Below are 20,268 nucleotides of genomic sequence, written 5' to 3' on the forward strand. Positions count from 1 at the left end.
CTCGGGCTGCCCGCCGGCCGGGCTTGCGCTTGCCCGCCGGCACGTGTGAGCTTGCGCACCCGGCGGAGTAGCAAAAATGAGTGGTGAGTGAGTGGCTCACTCATTACTGTTGCGCCGTGAACTCGCAGACTCCCTCGGGCCGGGCCCGGCCGCTCCCGCCGGAGGAGCGGCGGGCCGCGCTGGTCACGGCCACCCTGGCCCTGATCAGCGAGCACGGGATCAAGGTCACCACCCGGCAGATCGCCGAGGCCGCCGGGGTGGCCGAGGGCACGATCTTCCGGGTCTTCCCGCACAAGGACGGGCTGGTCCGGGTGGCCGTCGAGGCCGGCCTCGACCCGGCCCCGCTGCTGGACGAGCTGGCGGCGATCGACCTGGAAACCCCGTTGCCGGAGCGGCTCACCGAGCTGGCCGCGATCCTCCAGCGCCGGCTCACCAGCATCTTCAACCTGCTGCACTCCGTCGGGATGCACGGGCCGCCGGAGGAGTCGTCGGCCCGGCGGGCCGGTACGGCCAACTGCCGCCCGCCGAACGAGGAGATCTACCAGGCCATCGTCCGGGTGCTGGAGCCGGACGCCGACCGCTTCCGCTATCCGCTGCCCGAGGTGGCCCGGCTGCTGCGACTGCTGACCTTCGCCGGCTCGCACCCCCGGATCGCCGAGAACGAACCGCTCAGTCCCGAGACGATCGCCGCCGTGCTGCTCGACGGCGTACGGCAGTCCGGGACCGCCGAGCCCGAACCGCCGGCCCGGTCCGACCGGGCGCCCGAGCCCGATCGACCGGGCGAGGGGTCCGGCTCGGGACACCACGCTGACCACAACAGACCGGACCGGCCATGACCGGTCACCGCGTCCTCGATTCGGGGGGTCGTCGATGCTGAACCGACTACTGCGTACCTATCTCCGGCCGTACGGCCGACCGCTCACCGCCGTGGTGCTGCTGCAACTCGTCGGCACCATGGCCTCGCTCTACCTGCCCAGCCTCAACGCCGACATCATCGACAAGGGCATCGCCCGGGGCGACACCGGCTACATCGTCAGTACCGGCGGCTGGATGCTGCTGGTCACCCTGGCGCAGATCGCCTGCTCGATCGCCGCGGTCTACTTCGGGGCCCGGACGGCGATGAGCTTCGGTCGGGACGTACGCGGGGCGATCTTCCATCGGGTGATGGGCTTCTCCGGCCGGGAGGTCGGCCAGTTCGGGGCGCCCTCGTTGATCACCCGTACCACCAACGACGTCCAACAGGTGCAGATGCTGGTCGTGGTGACCTGCACGATGCTGGTCGCGGCGCCGATCACCCTGTTCGGTGGCGTGATCATGGCACTGCGCGAGGACGTCGGCCTCTCCTGGCTGATGCTGGTCTGCGTACCGGTGCTGGTGCTGGCGATCGGTCTGGTGATCCGCCGGATGGTGCCGCAGTTCCGGCTGATGCAGACCCGGATCGACACCGTCAACCGGGTACTCCGGGAGCAGATCACCGGCATCCGGGTGGTCCGGGCGTTCGTCCGGGAGCCGTACGAGACCCGGCGCTTCGAGGCGGCGAACGAGGACCTGACCGCCACCGCGCTGGGGGTCGGCCGGCTGACCGCGCTGATCTTCCCGATCGTGATGCTGGTGCTCAACGTGTCCAGCGTGGCGGTGCTCTGGTTCGGCGCGGAGCGGATCGACTCCGGGCAGATCCAGATCGGGGCGCTGACCGCCTTCCTGAGCTATCTGATGTTCATCCTGATGTCCGTCATGATGGCGACCTTCATGTTGATCATGGTGCCCCGGGCGGCGGTCTGCGCCGAACGGATCATGGAGGTGCTGAAGACCGGATCCTCGGTCGCCCCGCCGCCGGAGCCGGTCCGCGAGGTCGGGCTCCAGGGCGAGCTGGAGCTGCGGGACGTCCGGTTCCAGTACCCGGGAGCGGCGGCGCCGGTGCTCCGGGACATCTCGTTCCGGGCCCGGGCCGGCCAGACCACGGCGATCATCGGTAGCACCGGTGCGGGCAAGACGACCCTGCTCGGGCTGGTACCCCGGCTCTTCGACGTCACCGGCGGGGCGGTACTGGTCGACGGGGTCGACGTCCGGGAGCTGGATCCCGACCTGCTCTGGGACCGGATCGGCCTGGTGCCGCAGCGGCCGTACCTCTTCTCCGGCACCGTCGCCAGCAACCTCAAGTACGGGAACCCGGACGCGACCGACGAGGAACTCTGGGCCAGCCTGGAGATCGCCCAGGCCCGCGACTTCGTCGAGGCGCTGCCGGAAGGGCTGGACGCTCCGGTGGCCCAGGGCGGGACGAACCTCTCCGGCGGGCAGCGGCAGCGGCTGGCGATCGCCCGAGCCCTGGTCCGGCACCCGGAGATCTACCTCTTCGACGACTCGTTCTCCGCCCTCGACCTCGGTACCGACGCCCGACTGCGGGCCGCGCTGAAACCGGTCACCGCCGACGCCGCGGTGGTGATCGTGGCGCAGCGGGTCTCCACGATCCTGGACGCCGACCAGATCATCGTGCTCGAGGACGGGGCGGTGGTCGGCGCCGGCCGGCACACCGAACTCCTGAAGAGCTGTCCGACCTACGCCGAGATCGTCGAGTCCCAGCTCACCGTCGAGGTGACCGCATGAGCGAGCCGAGCGAGCAGAACCGACGCGTCGAGCCGAACGGGCACGGCCAGCCGAACGGGCACGGTCAGCAGGACGGGAGCGTCGAGCAGCACGGGCCGAGTGCCGGTGCCAACGGCCGGCCGGCGGACGACAACACCCAGGACGGGGCGATGAACCAGAAGACGGCTCGGGCGACACCGGCCCGGCTGCCGGGCGGCGGCGCCGCCCGGGGCGGCCCGGCATGGGGAAACGTGGGGATGCCGGCCGAGAAGTCGATGAACTTCGGCCCGTCGGCCCGGCGGCTGCTGGGGCTGCTCCGGCCGCACCGGCTGTCGCTGAGCCTGGTGATCCTGCTGGCGATCGCCAGCGTCGGGCTGTCGGTGGCCGGGCCGAAGATCCTCGGGTACGCCACCGACGTGATCTTCTCCGGACTGATCGGCAAGCAGCTACCGGCCGGCAGCACCGTCGAGCAGGCCGCCGAGGGTGCCCGGGCGGACGGCAACGACGGCTTCGCCGAGCTGCTGCTGAAGATGGAGGTCATCCCCGGCGTCGGCATCGACTTCGGGCAGCTCGGCCGGATCCTGCTGCTGGCGGTACTGCTCTTCCTCGCCGCCAGCCTGCTCGGCTGGCTCCAGGGCTACATCCTGAACGGCGCGGTGCAGAGCACGATCCGGCAACTGCGGTCGGACGTGGAGGCGAAGCTCAACCGGCTGCCGCTGCCGTACTTCGACGGCCAGCCCCGGGGCGAACTGCTCAGCCGGGTCACCAACGACATCGACAACATCTCGCAGAGCCTGCAACAGACCCTCAGCCAGTTGCTCACCTCGCTGCTCACCGTGATCGGCGTACTGGGGGTGATGTTCTGGATCTCGCCATTGCTGGCCGTGGTCGCGCTGATCGCGGTACCGGCGTCGGTGCTGGTCACCAAGCAGATCGCGAAGCGGTCGCAGAAGCAGTTCATCGCCCAGTGGACGCACACCGGCGCGCTGAACGGCCAGATCGAGGAGGCGTTCACCGGGCACGAGCTGGTGAAGGTCTTCGGCCGGCAGCGCGAGGTCGAGGCGGCCTTCGGCGCGAAGAACGAGGAGCTGTTCAAGGCGAGCTTCGCCGCCCAGTTCGTCTCCGGCATCATCATGCCGTCGATGATGTTCATCGGAAACCTGAGCTACGTGCTGATCGCGGTGATCGGCGGGCTGCGGGTCGCGTCCGGGGCGATGACGCTCGGCGACGTACAGGCGTTCATCCAGTACTCCCGGCAGTTCACCCAGCCGCTGACCCAGGTCGCCTCGATGGCGAACCTGCTCCAGTCCGGGGTCGCCTCGGCGGAGCGGGTCTTCGACGTACTCGACGCCGACGAGCAGAGCCCGGACCCGGCCGAGCCGGCCCGGCTCACCGAGCGGCACGGTCGGGTCGAGTTCGCGCACGTCTCCTTCCGGTACGAGCCGGACAAGCCGCTGATCGACGACCTGTCGCTGGTCGCCGAGCCGGGGCACACGGTGGCGATCGTCGGTCCGACCGGGGCCGGCAAGACCACCCTGGTCAACCTGGTCATGCGCTTCTACGAACTGGACGCCGGCCGGATCACCCTGGACGGGGTCGACCTCACCGAACTGCGCCGGGACACCCTGCGCGGTGAGATCGGCATGGTGCTCCAGGACACCTGGCTGTTCGGCGGGACCATCCGGGACAACATCGCGTACGGCAACCCGGACGCGACCGAGGAGGAGATTCTCGCGGCGGCGAAGGCGACCTTCGTCGACCGGTTCGTCCGCAGCCTGCCTGACGGCTACGACACGGTCATCGACGAGGAGGGCAACAACGTCAGCGCGGGCGAGAAGCAGCTCATCACCATCGCCCGGGCGTTCCTGTCCGACCCGTCGCTGCTGATCCTGGACGAGGCGACGAGTTCGGTGGACACCCGTACCGAGGTGCTGCTCCAGCGGGCGATGGCGGCGCTGCGGGCGGACCGGACCAGTTTCGTGATCGCACACCGGCTGTCGACCATCCGGGACGCCGACCTGATCCTGGTGATGGAGAGCGGCCGGATCGTCGAGCAGGGCAGCCACGCCGAACTGCTCGCCGCGCAGGGCGCGTACCACCGGCTCTACCACGCGCAGTTCTCCCAGCCGGCGGTCGATGTGGAGGACGCCGTACCGGCCGCCGGCCCGCCGGTCGGCGCGATGCCACACCAGCGGTAGCCCTTCGACGATCGGTAGTCCGGGCCTCCCCAGTGGGGAGGCCCGGACTAGGCCGAAGGCGGACCCACCTCATACGCTGCTGACGTCCCGGGGCGCCGAATCGATGGAGGTGCTGACGTGCCCGCCGGCGACGTTGTCAGGGAACTGGCCCGAGTCCGTCAGGACTCCGTTGCCGAGGCCCGACGGTTGCTCGCACTCGCGGATGTGTTTGCGAGCCGGCACGACTGGGTCACTGGCCTGTTTCGCGGCAGTCGTCACCCCTTGGTCGAGCAGGCCCTCGCCCAGCAGGAGGGCGCGGTACGGCGGATTCGTGAGGCGGCCCAGCACCTGAGCGAGATGGCACAGGCGCTGGCCATCTACCTCGATGTTATTACCGATGGGTGATCAGCCCCGTGGTGGTGTCTGCGGCCCCGGTGCCACCCAAGCCGGCCACTGGTGTGCCCGCGTATCGCTTCGACCCTGTGAAAGCGGCGCAGATCCGACCTCTTACGGGTCGCGAGAAGACGATCGGCCGGCTGTACGACGCCGAAGGTCAGCCGATCGGCGACCTGATCTACAGCGGCAAGGCCGGTCCTGGTGCCGGCGGTCCCGGATTGACCGGCAGGTGGAAGTTCCTGGAGTCGTTGACCGAACACACCGAGGGGCATGCGGCTGCGGTCATGCGGCGTGATCGGATCGAAGCAGCCGCGCTCTACCTGAATCGGTATCCTTGCCCGGGACCTGATGGCTGCTCGAGAACATCGCGGCGGCATTGCCGAAAGGGTGGCGCATGACGATCTGGGTCGTCAACGCGGACGGTAGTGCGGTGCGGGTCCAGCGCATCGGCACGGGCGAGGCGGTGGAACGATGACTATTCAGTACGTGCGGGAGGTGCCGGCCGTCATCGGCGAGGAGACGATCCGCCAAGACGTCGGTCGGGCGGTCGACGAACTCGACACGACGGAGGCAAGCCGGTACGCCATCGCGCGTGGAGTGCTGCCGCCGACCGAGGATCCGGCCTGGATGCTGTGTCAGCGCTTCGAGCCTGACGGATCCGAAGGTCCGCTGGTCTGGGTCCTTGTGACCGAGTCGGAAGCGGCTCACTGAAGCCTTCCGCCATCCTGGATCACCGTTGGAGGCTGTGTGACGTGGCGCCAGCGCCGCTGGGCGGACGGCCTGGTTGACCAGATGAGCGACCCGACGGCCCGGTCGGGGAGTAGTTGGTGCGTGGACTGTCGAGCTGGGTGCACAGACGGGCGCGGAGAGTCGGATTGGCCGGGACGGGTATGGCGAGCACGACCGACGTCAGGAGATCGCCAACCCTGGAGGCACCCGGAAGCAACGGGTTACCCGATCAACCGTCAAAGACGGGGCACCGGCCCGGAGTCATGCTGTGGCGGGACCCGCAGGTAGGCGCGTGCCACCCTCCGTAGGGCCCACGAGGGGTGGTCACCTCCGGTCGAGGGGCGACGAGCAGAAAGGCCCCGGCCGGGACGGCGGAGGGCTTCTGTCTTCCGTCCGAGGCGCCCCTTATTGCTGGGGCGGGGCCAGGGTCAGTTGTGCTGGCTCGCCAGGCTGACGAATGCCTGCCACTTCTCGGGGGTGAAGGTCAGGACCGGTCCGTGCTGGTCCTTGCTGTCCCGGACCAGGACCCGGCCGGGCAGGTTGTCAGCAACCTCCACACAGTCCCCGCCGTTCTGGCCGCTACGGCTGGACTTGCGCCAGGTCGGCTGCTGGGCCGTCATAGTCATTCACCAACCTCAAGATCAAGTCTCTTGACTGGTCACACGGGAGGGCGACCGCTGTTATAGTCTGCCACGTTCGCTCCAGGCCGGTCACGCGAGTGGGTTCCGCTGTCACCCGGCCTTCATAAAAGTCATCCAGCAGACCGACAGCGCCGCCACCCTCCAGGGTTGCCAGGGCGAACGACCCGCTGCGGCCGGCGTGCAGTCCGGCGGAGTCGGGGACGACGTGGACGAAGATGTTCGGCCGGGCGCCGGTATCCGCCAGGTGCAGTAGTTGGTCCTTGGCTATCCCGGGCGGGCCACACCGGAGCGCGGCGGCGTCGATGATGAACGCGAATGCGGGCCGCTCCTCCCGGTCGAGGACGGCGGCCTGCCGCTCCAGCCGGTTGGCGACCCGCTCCGCCACCTCGTCGTCGGTAAGCAGTCCCGTGCTGGCGAAGACCGCCCGCGCGTACGCCTCCGTCTGCAACAGACCGGGAATCAGGTTGGCCTGGAAGTAGCGAAGGATTACCGCTGTCTCCTCCACGTCCCGCCAGGGTCGGAACCAGATCGGGCCGGGTTTCCGGTTCTTTCTGGCCTCGGCGGACAGTTTCTGGATCTCGTCCCCGGTCTCGAAAAAGGCGTCGAGGGCTGCCGCCGTGCCCTGCTTCGGAGCGAGCCGGCTCGTCTCGAACGCCGCGATCAGCGACTTGCTGACCTGCACCGCCTCGGCTACCTGATCTTGGGTGACGCCTCGTTCGGCCCGCAGTTCCTTGAGTCGCGCCGGAAGATTACTCACGTTCAGTGCCCTCCTATAGTCGACTGCGGTCCGGAGTATCCGTCGTTTGTGCCCGCCGATTATCTTTCGTCACCGCGCGGTCACGGTCCAGGGTGGAATCAGGCGGAGGCACCGAAGCGGCCCGTCGACACGGCCGGGAATGGGATGCCCCCGGTTGGGCCGAGTCCAGCCAACCTCCGTCAATGGGATAAGGGGCGGGGGCCGCGGCGTGCGCAATATGGGCCCCCCGCCCCGCCTACCTCCAGGAGGTGACGGATGCGATTTCACCGAGTACGGCGAATACACCGGCGGGACTGGCGGCGGCTGTGGCGGTACTGCCGATGCGGGTGCCGCTGGCGTTGCCCGGACGCCCATCCCCTGACAGCGGCACCGCCGAGACCCTGGGAACCACCACCGATCCCGGCACTGACCCGCCGAAAGTATCGGGCAGCCGTCCGTGTCATGCCGCCCGCGCAGGCCATTCCGCCCAAGCCGCAGGTCGTCGCCCCCAACCTGGGAGTCCCGATCCCGCCGTCGGCATCCCGCCGGACGACCAATCAACGGGCCGGCTTGGACGGCCACACCAGCGGCCGAGCCGGCAACCTCACCCCGGCGCAGCGGCATCGCGCGCGGCTACGCGAGTGGGTGTGACAGGTGATCGGGCCGCAGGAGCGGTGGTACCGCTTCGCCGCACGGCGGCGTCGCAGGACCGGCGTCCACGTCCCGGCACACCCGTCGTACCGCTGCCGTGACTGCGGTGACGCCTGGCCCTGCCCGCAGGCACGGCTCTGCCTGCTGATCGGCTTCCAGGGCGACCGGGTGGGCCTGATGGTGTACCTTGCCGCACACCTCGCCCGCGCCCTGGAAGAACTCCCGGAGACGCACCCCGCACTGATCGCCGGACAGATCCTGCACTGGGTTCCCCGGCGCTACTGACCCGCCTCATCACCCGATCAGGCCCGCCCCGGACCACCCCGCCTTCTTCCCCCAGGTCCGGGGCGGGTCGCCCGCGCCCGGTGTCGTCACGCTTGGACCCGGAGCCCGGTTCGCGGCGGGTGGAGACGGTGTGGTGCGGGATCAGGTGCGGGTGGTCACCGCGTCCGGGTCGGACGAACTGGCCCGACGGCGCCTGCTCAGCCGGCCCAGCAGCCTCGCCACGATCATGGGCAGCAGGTGTACCACGACGACGAGCACGACCGCCAGCACGGCGATCTGGCTGGTGGAAAGCCCCTGCGTCGCCAGTACCAACCACGCGCAGGCGCCGGTGACCAGTGCGTTGATCGCCATCCGCAGCGGAATCCGGCGCGGCGACACGTCCTCGTCAGCCGCCTCGGGGGTGGCCGTGCGCCGCCTCGTCAACACCTGGACGACCGCCGTGATCGCGATCAGGATGGCGAAGAGCAGCGCCCAGAAGGCCGTCAGCCCGACGCTGGCCTCGTCGGTCACCGACGGCGCGACGATGGTCGCGACCGCGAACACGACGAAGGCCGGCGGCCAGGTGAAGACGAAGGCGGTCGTCGCTGCCGCCGCGACCATTCGCTGGAGGCTCACCTGCGGCTGAACCTCTTGCTCGATGCGGGTGATCACGGCGTCGGGGGCCCACGTCAGTTTGCCGCTGGGGCCCCTGCCGGGTGTCGAGCCTGACATGCGGGCAAGCCTAGTGCGATCGGCCGCGGATAACGAGAACAGAGCCCTCGCATCCACCTCCACAATGGATCCATTTCCACAGTGGATCTGCCTCCACAGTGAATCCTTGGCTCCGGGTAGGCCCCCCGGGTGCTGGTCGGCGCCCCGTGGCCGTACCCGATGATTTAGATCCGGGCCAGCGCGGCCCGCAGCGGGTCCAGGCCGATGGAGCCCAGGTCGAGCGCGGCCCGGTGGAATTCCTTCAGGTCGAAGTCGGCACCCTTGCGGGCCTGCGCCTCGGCCCGGGCCTGCAACCAGATCCGCTCGCCGACCTTGTACGACGGTGCCTGCCCCGGCCAGCCCAGATAGCGGTTCAGCTCGAATCGCAGGTTCTCGTCCGGCACCCGGCAGTGCGCCCGCATGAACTCCCAGCCCAGCTCGGGGTTCCACCGCTCGCCCGGATGGAAGCCGAACGGGTTGTCCCGGGGGATCTCCAGCTCCAGGTGCATGCCGATGTCCACGATCACCCGGGCGGCCCGGAACGCCTGCCCGTCGAGCATGCCGAGCTTGTCGCCGGGGTCGGCGAGGTAGCCCAGCTCGTCCATCAGCCGCTCGGAATAGAGCGCCCAGCCCTCGCCGTGCCCGGAGGTCCAGCAGAGCAGCCGCTGCCAGCGGTTGAGCAGGTCGGCCCGGACCTGGGTCTGCGCCACCTGGAGGTGGTGCCCGGGCACGCCCTCGTGGAAGACGGTGGTCACCTCGCGCCAGGTGGAGAACTCGGTGATGCCCTGCGGCACCGCCCACCACATCCGGCCCGGCCGGGAGAAGTCCTCGCTCGGGCCGGTGTAGTAGATGCCGCCGTCGCTGGTCGGCGCGAGGCAGCACTCGATCCGGCGGACCTGCTCCGGAATGTCGAAGTGGGTGCCGTGCAACTCGGCGATCGCCTTGTCGGCCAGCGCCTGCATCCAGTCCTGGAACGCCTCCTTGCCCTGGATCCGGCGGGCCGGGTCGGCGTCCAGCGCGGTCACCGCCGCGTCGATCGTGGCGCCCGGGCCGACGATCTCCGCGGCCACCGCGCGCATCTCGGCCTCCAGCCGGGCCAGCTCCTCGAACCCCCAGGCGTACGTCTCTTCGAGGTCGACGCGGGCGCCGAGGAAGTACTGCGAGGCGAGTTCGTAGCGGTCCCGGCCGGCGGCCTGCCTGGCCCGGCCCAGCGGGGCGAGTTCGTCCCGCAGGAAGTGCCCGAACTCGGCCGTGGCGGCGGTGGCCGCAGCCGCGCCCCGGCGCAGTTCGGCGGCGAGCGCCGGATCGGCGGAGAGCCGCTCGACCAGGGAGTGGAAGAAGTTGTCGCCGTCCGGGTCGGTCCAGATGTCGCACTGCTTGGCGACCTCGACGATCTGTGCCCGGGAACTGACGTGCCCGGCCCCGGCGGCGGTACGCAACGTGGTCTTGTACGCGTCGAGCGCCCCGGCGAACTGGCCCAGCCGGGCGGCGATGTTGCCGACCGCCTCGGTGCCCTCGGTCGGCATCAGGTCGAAGACCTGCCGGAGTTCGTGCAGCCCGCTGGCGATGACGTTCAGCTCGCTGGCCGTCTCGCCCGCCTCGTACCGGGCGAGTTCCAGGCCCAGCCGCTCCTGCATCGCCTCCCTGGCGGTCCGCTCCGCCTCGGTGTCCGGCTCGCTGGCGTCGAGGGCTGTGAGCGTACGCCGGGTCAGTTCGGCCTGTGCCGCGAAGCCGTCCGGCGAGAGGTCGCCGAGCTGGTCGTCGTGGCCCCCGACGCCGACGAACGTCGCGCCGACCGGATTGAGCCGGGCCCACTCGTCGACGTAGCGGTCGGCCAACTCGTTGATTCGTCCCACGCCACGACCCTACGTGATCGGCCCAGCGCTATTCATCCACGTTACGCCCCACGGCGGGCTGCGGTCTGCGGTCGGCCCGCATCGACCGGCCGACCGTGTGGTGTGGCGCCCGCCACGAGGTCCGGAAATCGCGAGACAATGTCGTACCCCTGGCGCAGAGTGTCAGGAGTGACTGCCGCTACCACTCCTGACAAGGCTGCTCTCCGCTCCTGGCTGCCGGGGTTCTTCGCGCTCGGCGCCATCTGGGGGTCGAGCTTCCTCTTCATCAAGGTCGGTATCCGGGAGATGCACCCGGTCTACGTCACTCTCGGCCGGGTCGGCGCGGGCGCGATCACCCTGCTGGTGGTGCTGGCGGTGCTCCGCGACCGGCTGCCCCGGGACCCGAAACTGTGGCTGCACACCGCGCTCTTCTCGGCGGTCGGGGTCGCCCTGCCGTTCACCCTCTTCGGCTACGGCGAGCAGCGGGTCTCCTCGATGCTTGCCGGCATCTGGAACGCCACCACCCCGCTGGTGGTGCTGCCGCTGGCGGTGCTGGTGTTCCGGACCGAGCGGATGACCGTACGCCGGGGGGTGGGGCTCGGGCTGGGCTTTGTCGGGGTACTGGTGGTGCTGGGCGTGTGGCAGGGGCTCGGCGGTGCCCAGTTCACCGGTCAACTGTTCTGCTTCGCGGCGGCGGCCTGTTACGGCGTGGCCATCCCGTACCAGAAGCGGTTCGTCGCGGGCCGGGCCGAGTCCGGTTTGGCGCTCTCGGCGGCGCAGTTGCTGATGGCGACGGCGCAGCTCGCGATCGCCGCGCCGCTGATCGCGGGTGCCCCGCCGGCACCGACCAGCCTCTCCGGCGAGGTGATCGCCAGCGTGCTGGCGCTGGGTGCGCTCGGCACCGGCCTGGCCTTCGTGATCAACCTGCGCAACATCCGGGTGGCCGGGGCGAGCACGGCGTCGACGGTCACCTACGTGATCCCGGTCTTCGCGGTGCTGATCGGGGTGCTCGGGCTGGGTGAGCACCTGGCCTGGTACCAGCCGGTCGGCGCGGTGATCGTACTGGCCGGGGTGGCGGTCTCGCAGGGACTGTTCGTACGGCGGCGCCGCCCCGCCGTGCCGGCCGGCATGTTGCCGGAACTGACCCCGTCAGCCCGGGTGTGAGCCGGTCCAGTCGAGCAGTACCTCGGCCGACCAGGTGTTGACGACCCGCTCCACCGGTACGCCGCACCGGGCGGCCCGCTCGCAGCCGAACTGCTGCCAGTCGAGCTGACCCGGGGCGTGCGCGTCGGTGTCGATGGCGAACCGGCAGCCCGCCTCCACGGCCACCCTGATCAGCCGCTTCGGCGGGTCCTGCCGCTCGGGGCGAGAGTTGATCTCGACGGCCTTGTCGTACTCGGCACAGGCGGCGAACACGGCGTCGGCGTCGAAGTCGCTCGGCGGCCGGGTACGCGCCCGGTGCCCCCGGTCACCGGGACCGGTCACCCCGGGCGGCCGGGCCGCCACCATCCGGCCGGTGCAGTGCCCGAGGATGTCCAGGTGCGGGTTGGCGATCGCCGTCAGCATCCGCCTGGTCATCCGCGCCTTCGGGTCCCGCAGGTTGCTGTGCACCGAGCCGACCACCACGTCCAGCCGGGCCAGCAGCTCCTCGTCCTGGTCCAGCGACCCGTCGTCGAGGATGTCCACCTCGATGCCGGTGAGGATCCGGAAGCCCTCCGGCAACGCGTCGTTGACCGCGGCGACGTAGTCGAGCTGTCTGCGTAACCGGGCGGCGGTCAGCCCTCGGGCCACGGTGAGCCGGGGGGAGTGGTCGGTGAGTACCAGATATTCGTGGCCCAGTTCGACGGCGGCGAGCGCCATCTCCTCGATCGGCGAGCCCCCGTCCGACCAGTCGGAGTGGGTGTGGCAGTCGCCGCGCAGCGCCGCCCGCAGCGCGGCGGCCTCCTCGTCCAGGTCGAGCCCCTCGGTGGCCAGCAGCCGGCGTAGGTAGACGGGTTCCTCGCCGCGCAGCGACTCGGTGACGGTCCGCGCGGTCACCTCGCCGACCCCGGAGAGTTCGGTCAGGGTACCCGCCTCGGCCCGGGTCGCCAGCTCCTCGGCGGGCAGCTCGGCCAGGGTCCTGGCGGCCGACCGGAACGCCTTGACCCGGAAGCTGGCCTCGTTCGCCCGTTCCAGCAGGAAGGCGATCCGGCGCAGGTCGGCGAGGGGGTCACGTCCGGTCATGCCGTCTCCTCGGTTCGCTCGGTCACGTCGCCTCCCCGCTCCGCCCGCCCCTGCCTGACCAGGCTCGCCCGCCCATGCTGCCTTACCGGGCTGCCCGCCTATGCTGCCCGCCCGTGCTGCCTGCCCATGGTCGACCGGGCCGCCCGACCAGGCTGTCCGGTCATGCAGGTCCACCCGGTCCTGCGTGACCAGGTTAGTCAGCGGTCGGCGCCGGCGCGGGACTCGCCGGCCGGTTCTGGCCGGTCGGCGCCGTGCGGCGGAGCCGGAACGGGGTTGCCGGCGTCGCACCCTCGTCGTACTGTCCGTCCGCCGCTCCGCGCCACGAGGCGGGCGGAAGCATGACACGGGGGAGGACAGAAAGTGGTCGCCACATTCCGGGCGCTGGCGTCGGTGGTGATGCTCGCCGGGTTCTACGTCGTCGCGCTCGTCCAGTTCGGCGGCGCGGTGGCGCTGGCCGTCTGGCTCAGTACGGTACTCAACGGCGTGATCGCGCTGAAGATCGTGTTCCCGCTCTTCGTGGCCACGGTCGGCGCGGTCTCGGTCGCGCTCTGGAAGGCCATCCGGGCCAGGCCGGAGCCGCCGGAAGGGCTCCCGGTCGGCCCCGACCAGGCCCCGGAACTGTGGCGTACGGTGCACGAGCTGGCGGGCGTGGTCGGCACCCGGGTGCCGGACGAGATCCGGCTGCTGCCCGAGGTCAACGCGGCGGTGACCGAGGACGCCAAACTGCTCGGCCTGATCAGCGGTCGACGGATCCTCTACATCGGACTTCCACTGCTCCAGGCGATGAGCGTCGACCAGATCCGCTCGGTACTCGCCCACGAGCTGGGGCACTACTCGGGCCGGCACACCCGGCTCGGCGCGGTGGCGTACCGTGGCCGGCTGGCCCTCGGCGGCACCATCAGCCGGATCGGCCCGCACAACCCGGTCGGCTGGGTGTTCAAGGGCTACGCGCGGCTCTACCTGCTGGTCGACAACGCCGCCTCGCGCCGCCAGGAACTGGAGGCGGACCGGGCCTCGGTGCAGGTCGCCGGCCGGGCCGCCGCCGCGTCCGCGCTGCGCGAACTGCCGGTCCTCGACGCGGCCTGGGGCTTCTTCTTCCAGCGGTACGTCCACCCCGGCTGGGAGGCCGGGTTCGTGCCGGACGACCTCTTCGGCGGCTTCTACGCGCTGGTCGCCGCCCGCCAGACGGAGTTGGCGGAGCTGCGCGGCAACGAGCCGGACGACACCGGGTCGCGCTGGGACACCCACCCGCCGATCCCGGAGCGGATCTCGGTGATCGCCACCGCTCCCGACGTACCCCGGCCGGCCGACAACCGGCCCGGGTACGCGCTGCTCCCGGACATCGCCGCGCTCGGCCGCCGGCTCCAGGACCGGATGGTCGACGTCGGCGACCGCAAGGTGCTGCCCTGGCCGCAGTTCACCCACGCGATGGTCGCGGCGGGGGTGCAGCGGCAGGCCGACGCCGTGTTCCGGGCGCTCGGCCGGTTCACCGGGGCGCCCGAGCCCGGGCTGCCGGTGCTGTTCCAGTTGGTGCAGGCGGGCCGGCTCGGCGAGTTCGCCGAGCAGTTCTTCTCGAACGCCACCCGCCGGGAGGCGGCCCGCAAGTTCGCCGAGCCGATGGAGACGCTGTTGCAGAGCGCGGCGGCCACCGCGCAGACGGCCTGGTGGCAGCACTCGTGGTCCGAGTCGGCCCGGCTGGTCGGCCGGGACGGCCAGCCGATCTCGTTCGCCGAGATCGCCGAGCTGGCCGTCGCGGCGCAGACCCTGCCCGAGGCGGTCGCCCGGCTGACCGCGCTCGGCATCGACCCGGCGCACGGCCGGGTGGTGCAGCGCCGGGCCACCGCGAACGGCGCCCGGCTGCTCGCCGCGCTCGCCAACGTCAAGGTCGACGGCGTCGACCACGACGTGCTGATGCTCAACCGTGGGCTGGTCTTCGTCGGCAATCCGGGCAAGGCCGACAAGGGTACGAAGCGGCTGCGTGAACTGGTCAGCTCCGCCCCGGTCGCCGAGCTGGCCGGCCGGCACCAGTTCCTGCCGTTCGAGGAGGTCGCCGGGGCCACGATCCGCAAGCAGGTGCCGCTGAAGGCCGAACTCGTGCTGCACGACGGGCGCCGGTTGGCGTTGCAGGAGGCGTGGAGCAGCGAACTGCTGGAGAAGGACAGCCGGGACACCCTGCTGGAGGCGCTGAAGTCGTTCGGCGAACGCTGACCCCGGGGCCGTGCGAACGGGCGGGCGGGGCCGGGGCGCGCGCGGGCTCGCCGCCCCGGGGATCCGGCCGTACCCTGGCGCTCATGCGTACGATCGACTGGGTTGACGGTGCCGTCGAACTGATCGACCAGACCGCCCTGCCGGGTCGGCTCACCGTTCTCCGGCTGACCACCGTCGATGAGCTGGTCGCGGCGATCCAGCGGCTCGCGGTACGCGGCGCACCGGCGCTCGGCGTGGCCGGTGCGCTCGGAGTCGCGCTCGCCGCACACCAGCCGGGTGACGTCGCGGCGGCGGTACGCCGGCTGGAGACCGCCCGCCCGACGGCGGTGAACCTGGCCCGGGGCGTACGCCGGGTCGCCGCCCGGCTGCCGGAGGGCGCCGACGCGGTCCTCGCCGAGGCGCTGGCGATCCGGGACGAGGAGATCGCCGCCGCGGCCGCGATGGCCAGCCTCGGCGCCGACCTGCTGGCCGAACTCTGCGGCACCCGCCCCCGCCTGCTCACGCACTGCAACACCGGCGCGTTGGCGGCGGTGGTCGGCGGTACCGCGCTCGGGGCGGTACTGGAACTGCACCGGCGGGACGCGCTCGGCGCGGTACTCGCCAGCGAGACCCGACCGCTGTTGCAGGGCGCCCGGCTGACCGCCTGGGAGTTGGGCCGGGCCGGGGTGCCGTACCGGGTGGCGGTGGACGGGGCGGGTCCGTTCCTGATGGCCCGGGGCGAGGTCGACGGGGTGGTACTGGGCGCCGACCGGATCTGCGCCAACGGCGACGTGATCAACAAGATCGGCACGTACGCGCACGCGCTCGGCGCCCACCGGGCCGGCATCCCGTTCGTGGTCGTCGCGCCGGAGTCGACCGTCGACCCGGACACGGCCGACGGTACCCAGGTCGAGATCGAGGACCGAGGCGCCGCCGAGGTGCTGTCGTACGGCCACGCGCCCCAGGAGTACGGCCACGCGCCCCAGGAGGACAGCCGCGCGACCCGAGAGCACGATCAGCCGGCCGGGGTGGATGGAGTCGGCGCGGTCAATCCGGCCTTCGACGTGACCCCGTACGAGCTGGTCACCGCGATCGTCACCGAGCGGCGGGTGATCAGGCTGGATCGGGGAGAGCGGGTCTGACCGCGGTGACCGTACGCCGGTCCTCGGCGACCCGGGTCACCCAGCCGCCCGCCCGGCCGAGCCGGAGCAGCGCGTCCGGTCGGGCCGGCAACTCCACCGAGCCACCCGGCCGGGGCGGCCACGCCTGCCGGGCCGCCGAGCCGGGCGCCAGCCAACTCCGCAGCGCCCCGATCGGGTCCGCCGAGCCGACCGCCGTGCGGGCGCCGTCCAGCTCCCGCAGTACCGCGTCCAGCGCCGGCCCGACCGCGGCCGCGTTGCCGCCGCACATCGCCGCGACCAGGTCCGGCCGGGTCGCCGCGACCCGGGTGCCGTCCCGAAACGAGCCGGCGGCCAGGGTACCGGCCAGCGGGTCGTCGGCGGCCACCGCCGCGATCGCGGTGGCCAGCAGATGCGGTACGTGGCTGACGGCGGCCACCGCCCGGTCGTGCTCGGCGGCGACCGCTGGTACCACCCGGGCACCGATGCCGGTCAGCAACGCCGCCAGCTCCAGCCAGTCGGCCACCGAGGTCGTACCCGGTTCGAGGCAGAGTACCCAGGCACAGCCGGTGAAGAGGGCCGGATCGGCGGCCCCGAAACCCGAGGTCTCCCGCCCCGCCATCGGGTGCCCGCCGACGAATCCGGCCCGCCGGTCGACACCGCCACGCAGATGCCGGTCGACCAGGGCGCGTACCGGCTCCTTGACCGAGGTGACGTCGGTGACCAGCCCGGTGTAGCCGGCTCCGGAGAGTTCGTCGAGTACTCCGGCCACCGCCGGCAGCGGTACGGCGATCACCACCAGGTCGGCGCCGGCCACCGCGTCGCGTACCGTCCGGGCGACCTGCCATCGGTGCGGCGGCGGCGCCTGCGCGGCGGCGGTCCGGGCGGTGGCCCTGGTCGCCGGGTCGGCGTCGTAGCCGAGCACCGCATGGCCGGCCGAGGCCAGTGCCCGCAGCACCGAGCCGCCGATGAGACCGAGTCCGATCACCGCGACGTCCACGACCGGAACTCTCGCACACCGGCCGGAGTTACGGCGCCTTCGGGCAGCCGTTGTCGGCGCGCCAGTCCCGGACCTTGGCGGCCGGCGAGGTGTTCCGCTTCTTGCGCCAGGCGTCCAGGAACGACGCCGGCCAGACCACGCCGCGCCGGATCCACCAGTCGGCGGTCTTCTCGCACGGCGGCGAGATGCCGAAGTGCAGGTGGCAGACGTTGTTGGCATTGCCGGTCTTGCCGACCGTGCCGACCTGCTGGCCGGCGCGCACCCGGACACCCGCCTCGATCCCGCCGGCCACGTTGGTCAGGTGCGAACCGTAGTAGCGGACCCCGTCGTCGCCGAGCAGCGAGACCGCCTTGCCGCCGTTGTTCGGACCCTGCGGCCCGGTCTTGCTGTACCGGTCGACCCGGCTCACTTCGAGGATCCGGCCGTTCGTGACGGCGACCACCGGCGAGCCGCAGTTGGCGAAGATGTCGGTGGCCGGGTACGCCGAGTGGGTCGGGTGGTAGGCGACGTTGCCGGTCTGCACCGGGAAGGCGTACCTGTTGCCGGTCGTCGGCGGTGGGGTGCTGGGCTTCTTCGACGGCGAGCTGCTCGGCTTCGCGCTGGCGGTCGGCGTCGGTGCGGCGGTCGGCGTACCGTCGGCGGACGCGCTGGACGTCGCCGACGTCTCCATCGGCTCGAAGGCCGGTGCCCCGGTCGGCTGCCGCGTGTCGGCGCAGCCCGTGGCGAGCGCCGTCACCGTCACCAACAGGACGCCGAGCCGGCCCGGTCCCGCTGATCCTCCCCATGGCATTCGGCCATAGTGGCAGACCGGCCCGGCGCCCGCCGGCCCGGCACCACCACCTCGCCACCGCGTCGCCACCGGACGGCATCCGTACCCAGCCGGCGCAGCGGCGCCTCGACCTCCGGACGCCGTGCCGCTCCCCCCGTTCGGCGTCGAGGAGGGCATCGCGGCCGGGGCGCAGCAGCGCCTCGACGTCCGCACGCCGTGCCGCCCGCACCCGTGGTCCAGGTGGAACCGGTCGGGGCTCGGGCGGCCCACCGCGCCAGCGGTCTGGCCGGTCGCGATCCGGTCGGTCTCCGGCGCCCGCCGGGTAGGCTGCGAACGGGTGGACGGTCCGAAACGGGCGGAGCATCCAGGGGCGCGTGGGTACGCGTGGCGGGTGGAAAGGAGCGGGGTCATGGCGGAACAGCCGGCTCTCCAACCCCGACCCGGCGTACCGCACCCGGGCCTGCACCACCCCGGCCACCCCGGCCACCCCGTGCACCCGGGTCACCCCGGCCAGCCCGGTCACCCCGGTCACCCCGGCCAGCCCGGTACGCAGGTCCAGCCGGGGGTGCTCCAGTTCGGCGTGGCGGCCCGGCCCGGCATGCCGTACCCCGCCCCGCCGTCGGCCGTCGATCCCCGGCCGGCCTGGCAGCCGCGCCCCTTCGGGCACAGCCCGTCCGGCCTCTTCCCGGCCAGCCCGCCGCCCATGCACACCCACCCGACCTACCGGGAACCCCATCCGGTACGCCCCGGTGCCGTCGCCGCGGGTGCCGCCTCCACCGCCGCCTGGCTGGTGGCCTTCGGCCTGCTCGGCCACGACCTGCGCGGGTACGTGCTCTGGACGCTGCTGGCCGGCGGCCTGGCCTGGCTCGTCGCGCTGTTGTTGACCGAGCGGGGCAACCGGGGAGCCGGCGTGGGCATCGCCCTGGCCATCGGGGTGGGCTGGGCGATCGCCGCGACAGCCCTCGCGATCCGCTGGTACACCAGCGCCGACTGGCCGCTGTGGTAGCCGCCCGCTACGTGTGCTTTCGTCGCCTCGGGTGCTGGTCCGTACGCCTCGCGCCGCAGCTCCCGGCCGGTGTCTGCGAGTTGCCGGAGTATCCGAGAATCGCTCGCGACAGCCGCGCTGAGTGAGGCGGCCACTGCGTACCGCGACCGGCCTTGACGAACCGGGCGCGACTCGGCACGCTCGGCGTTATGGCCTGGACAGAGCATCGGCTCGACCCTGACCGCAGCCGTCGTCGGTTGCAGCTCCTTGCCGAGCTCGCCGGGGCGAAGTCGGTGCGCGAGCGTGAACATCCCCGACGTGCCCGCGTCGACCGCCTGCGTGAACTGATCGCCACCCGTCGCCGCCTGGCGAACTGATCGGCAGCCTCGCCCACTTCGATTCCTCGCCCCTCCTTCGGGGCGTTGCGTGGGCTCTGCCGGATACGACCGGATACCGTCACGCGTGACAGAGAGCCGGCTGTGCACTGGGAAGTCGGCGTGATGTGCGGCTGGGGGCCGCTGGGCAATTGGGGGGACCGTGTCGTACTTCGCCGCGGCCGTGGTGCGCCGCCTGTCCGGCTGGGCCGCGACAGAAGTTGATCTCAATGGCGCTGGTGACATCGACGAGGTCGCCGACCTGCTCCGCGACGTCGACCAGGATGCCGAGGTCTCCTTGCTGTTCGTCGAGTCCGACGACGCCTACCTGGCCGTCATGCGGCTCGACGAGGGCGAGGACCTGCGGGTCTTCGGCTCGGACTCGGCGTTCGCCGAGGAGTCGCGGCTCGGCGCCCTGCTGGTCGGCGACATCAAGGCGCCGGCCCTGGACATCGACGACGTGGTCGAGCCGGTGGAGCGCGCGGCCGGGTCGTCAGATGACGACGACGAGGACGAGCCGACCGTCGACCCGGACGCCGACCCGGTGGGCGACGCCGACCTCCTCGCCGACCTCGGCATCTCGGCCCATAGCCTGCTCGCGCTCTGCGCGCACGAGGGGATGCTGCCGGCCGACGTGACGGCCGAGGTCTGCAAGATCATCGGCTGCGGCAACGAGGTCGAGGAACTCCGCGAGGCGTGACCGGACCAACGGGTCGACCTCCCGGCGAATCGGACCTGCCGCACCAGCCGCTGACCGGGCGCCGGCACCAGCACGAGGCGTGGATGCGGCGGGCACTCGAAATCTCCGGCGCTCCGCCCGGCCCCGGCCCGGGCCCCGCGACGACCGGCTGGGCGGCCGAGCCGGCCGTGGAGCCGCTGGCCGGGGCCA

20 protein-coding genes and 1 pseudogene are annotated in these 20,268 nt (G+C 71.7%); 14 read left to right on the plus strand and 7 right to left on the minus strand.

What is annotated here, in order from left to right:
• Positions 1-116 precede the first annotated feature (116 nt).
• The 6 genes from Pma05_RS12700 (at position 117) to Pma05_RS12725 (ending at position 5,867) form a co-directional block, all read left to right on the plus strand.
• Positions 117-836: a TetR/AcrR family transcriptional regulator gene (locus tag Pma05_RS12700; protein WP_203857587.1), complete on the plus strand. Its 720-nt coding sequence runs from the start codon at positions 117-119 to the stop codon at positions 834-836.
• A 34-nt stretch (positions 837-870) separates the two neighbouring features.
• Positions 871-2,604, plus strand: coding sequence for an ABC transporter ATP-binding protein (locus Pma05_RS12705; protein ID WP_203857588.1), 1,734 nt, complete (start codon positions 871-873; stop codon positions 2,602-2,604).
• A gap of 149 nt (positions 2,605-2,753) precedes the next feature.
• On the plus strand, positions 2,754-4,781 hold the full coding sequence (locus Pma05_RS12710; RefSeq protein ID WP_372441459.1) for an ABC transporter ATP-binding protein: 2,028 nt from the start codon (positions 2,754-2,756) through the stop codon (positions 4,779-4,781).
• Positions 4,782-4,898: 117 nt separating this feature from the next.
• A complete protein-coding gene (locus Pma05_RS12715) occupies positions 4,899-5,165 on the plus strand; it encodes a hypothetical protein (protein WP_203857589.1) in 267 nt (88 codons plus the stop codon).
• Positions 5,162-5,554 carry a DddA-like double-stranded DNA deaminase toxin gene (locus tag Pma05_RS12720; protein WP_203857590.1) on the plus strand — a complete coding sequence of 131 codons (393 nt, stop codon included), beginning with the start codon at positions 5,162-5,164 and terminating at the stop codon, positions 5,552-5,554. Before Pma05_RS12715 ends, Pma05_RS12720 begins: the two co-directional genes overlap by 4 nt.
• 88 nt (positions 5,555-5,642) lie before the next feature.
• Positions 5,643-5,867: a hypothetical protein gene (locus Pma05_RS12725; protein ID WP_203857591.1), complete on the plus strand. Its 225-nt coding sequence runs from the start codon at positions 5,643-5,645 to the stop codon at positions 5,865-5,867.
• 446 nt (positions 5,868-6,313) lie between these two features.
• Here Pma05_RS12725 and Pma05_RS12730 read toward each other — a convergent pair whose 3' ends face one another.
• Both Pma05_RS12730 and Pma05_RS12735 read right to left on the minus strand, forming a co-directional pair.
• Complete coding sequence (locus Pma05_RS12730) at positions 6,314-6,505, minus strand: DUF397 domain-containing protein (RefSeq protein WP_203857604.1); 192 nt, start codon at positions 6,503-6,505, stop codon at positions 6,314-6,316.
• Positions 6,465-7,283 carry a helix-turn-helix domain-containing protein gene (locus Pma05_RS12735; protein ID WP_203857592.1) on the minus strand — a complete coding sequence of 273 codons (819 nt, stop codon included), beginning with the start codon at positions 7,281-7,283 and terminating at the stop codon, positions 6,465-6,467. The genes Pma05_RS12730 and Pma05_RS12735 overlap by 41 nt, the downstream gene beginning before the upstream one ends.
• Positions 7,284-7,916: 633 nt before the next feature.
• On the opposite strand from Pma05_RS12735, the gene Pma05_RS12740 reads away from it, so the two are divergent.
• The gene (locus Pma05_RS12740; RefSeq protein ID WP_203857593.1) at positions 7,917-8,198 is read left to right on the plus strand and encodes a flavin reductase; all 282 of its coding nucleotides are present in this window, start codon (positions 7,917-7,919) and stop codon (positions 8,196-8,198) included.
• A 141-nt stretch (positions 8,199-8,339) separates the two neighbouring features.
• Here the strand turns inward: Pma05_RS12740 and Pma05_RS12745 are convergent, their stop codons facing one another.
• Positions 8,340-8,813, minus strand: a complete 474-nt coding sequence (locus tag Pma05_RS12745; protein WP_203857594.1) for a hypothetical protein — start codon at positions 8,811-8,813, stop codon at positions 8,340-8,342.
• A 260-nt stretch (positions 8,814-9,073) separates the two neighbouring features.
• Positions 9,074-10,744: a DUF885 domain-containing protein gene (locus tag Pma05_RS12750; RefSeq protein WP_203857595.1), complete on the minus strand. Its 1,671-nt coding sequence runs from the start codon at positions 10,742-10,744 to the stop codon at positions 9,074-9,076.
• A 168-nt stretch (positions 10,745-10,912) separates the two neighbouring features.
• On the opposite strand from Pma05_RS12750, the gene Pma05_RS12755 reads away from it, so the two are divergent.
• Positions 10,913-11,887: a DMT family transporter gene (locus Pma05_RS12755; protein ID WP_239312274.1), complete on the plus strand. Its 975-nt coding sequence runs from the start codon at positions 10,913-10,915 to the stop codon at positions 11,885-11,887.
• Here Pma05_RS12755 and Pma05_RS12760 read toward each other — a convergent pair.
• The gene (locus Pma05_RS12760) at positions 11,873-12,946 is read right to left on the minus strand and encodes a PHP domain-containing protein (protein ID WP_203857597.1); all 1,074 of its coding nucleotides are present in this window, start codon (positions 12,944-12,946) and stop codon (positions 11,873-11,875) included. The two genes, Pma05_RS12755 and Pma05_RS12760, sit on opposite strands and share 15 nt — an antisense overlap.
• Before the next feature lie 360 nt (positions 12,947-13,306).
• Between Pma05_RS12760 and Pma05_RS12765 the strand changes: the two genes are divergently transcribed.
• Both Pma05_RS12765 and mtnA read left to right on the plus strand, forming a co-directional pair.
• On the plus strand, positions 13,307-15,154 hold the full coding sequence (locus tag Pma05_RS12765; protein WP_239312277.1) for a M48 family metallopeptidase: 1,848 nt from the start codon (positions 13,307-13,309) through the stop codon (positions 15,152-15,154).
• Positions 15,155-15,237: 83 nt separating this feature from the next.
• The gene (gene mtnA, locus Pma05_RS12770) at positions 15,238-16,275 is read left to right on the plus strand and encodes an S-methyl-5-thioribose-1-phosphate isomerase (RefSeq protein ID WP_203857598.1); all 1,038 of its coding nucleotides are present in this window, start codon (positions 15,238-15,240) and stop codon (positions 16,273-16,275) included.
• Here mtnA and Pma05_RS12775 read toward each other — a convergent pair.
• Together Pma05_RS12775 and Pma05_RS12780 are read right to left on the minus strand one after the other, a co-directional pair.
• On the minus strand, positions 16,247-17,251 hold the full coding sequence (locus tag Pma05_RS12775; protein WP_203857599.1) for a prephenate dehydrogenase/arogenate dehydrogenase family protein: 1,005 nt from the start codon (positions 17,249-17,251) through the stop codon (positions 16,247-16,249). The two genes, mtnA and Pma05_RS12775, sit on opposite strands and share 29 nt — an antisense overlap.
• Before the next feature lie 28 nt (positions 17,252-17,279).
• On the minus strand, positions 17,280-18,041 hold the full coding sequence (locus Pma05_RS12780; RefSeq protein ID WP_203857600.1) for a M23 family metallopeptidase: 762 nt from the start codon (positions 18,039-18,041) through the stop codon (positions 17,280-17,282).
• A gap of 388 nt (positions 18,042-18,429) precedes the next feature.
• Here Pma05_RS12780 and Pma05_RS43975 point away from each other — a divergent pair, with 388 nt between their 5' ends.
• The 4 genes and pseudogenes from Pma05_RS43975 to Pma05_RS12800 all read left to right on the plus strand — a co-directional run.
• Entirely contained in the window at positions 18,430-19,026 is a 597-nt protein-coding gene (locus Pma05_RS43975) for a hypothetical protein (RefSeq protein ID WP_239312280.1), read from the plus strand.
• Between the two features lie 188 nt (positions 19,027-19,214).
• Positions 19,215-19,382, plus strand: coding sequence for a hypothetical protein (locus Pma05_RS12790; RefSeq protein ID WP_203857601.1), 168 nt, complete (start codon positions 19,215-19,217; stop codon positions 19,380-19,382).
• A 160-nt stretch (positions 19,383-19,542) separates the two neighbouring features.
• Entirely contained in the window at positions 19,543-20,079 is a 537-nt protein-coding gene (locus Pma05_RS12795) for a tRNA adenosine deaminase-associated protein (protein WP_203857602.1), read from the plus strand.
• Positions 20,076-20,268: pseudogene (locus tag Pma05_RS12800) on the plus strand (hypothetical protein); the annotation flags it as partial. The gene Pma05_RS12795 and the pseudogene Pma05_RS12800, both read left to right, overlap by 4 nt.

This window comes from Plantactinospora mayteni, assembly GCF_016862935.1.
Classification (GTDB): Bacteria; Actinomycetota; Actinomycetes; order Mycobacteriales; family Micromonosporaceae; genus Plantactinospora; species Plantactinospora mayteni.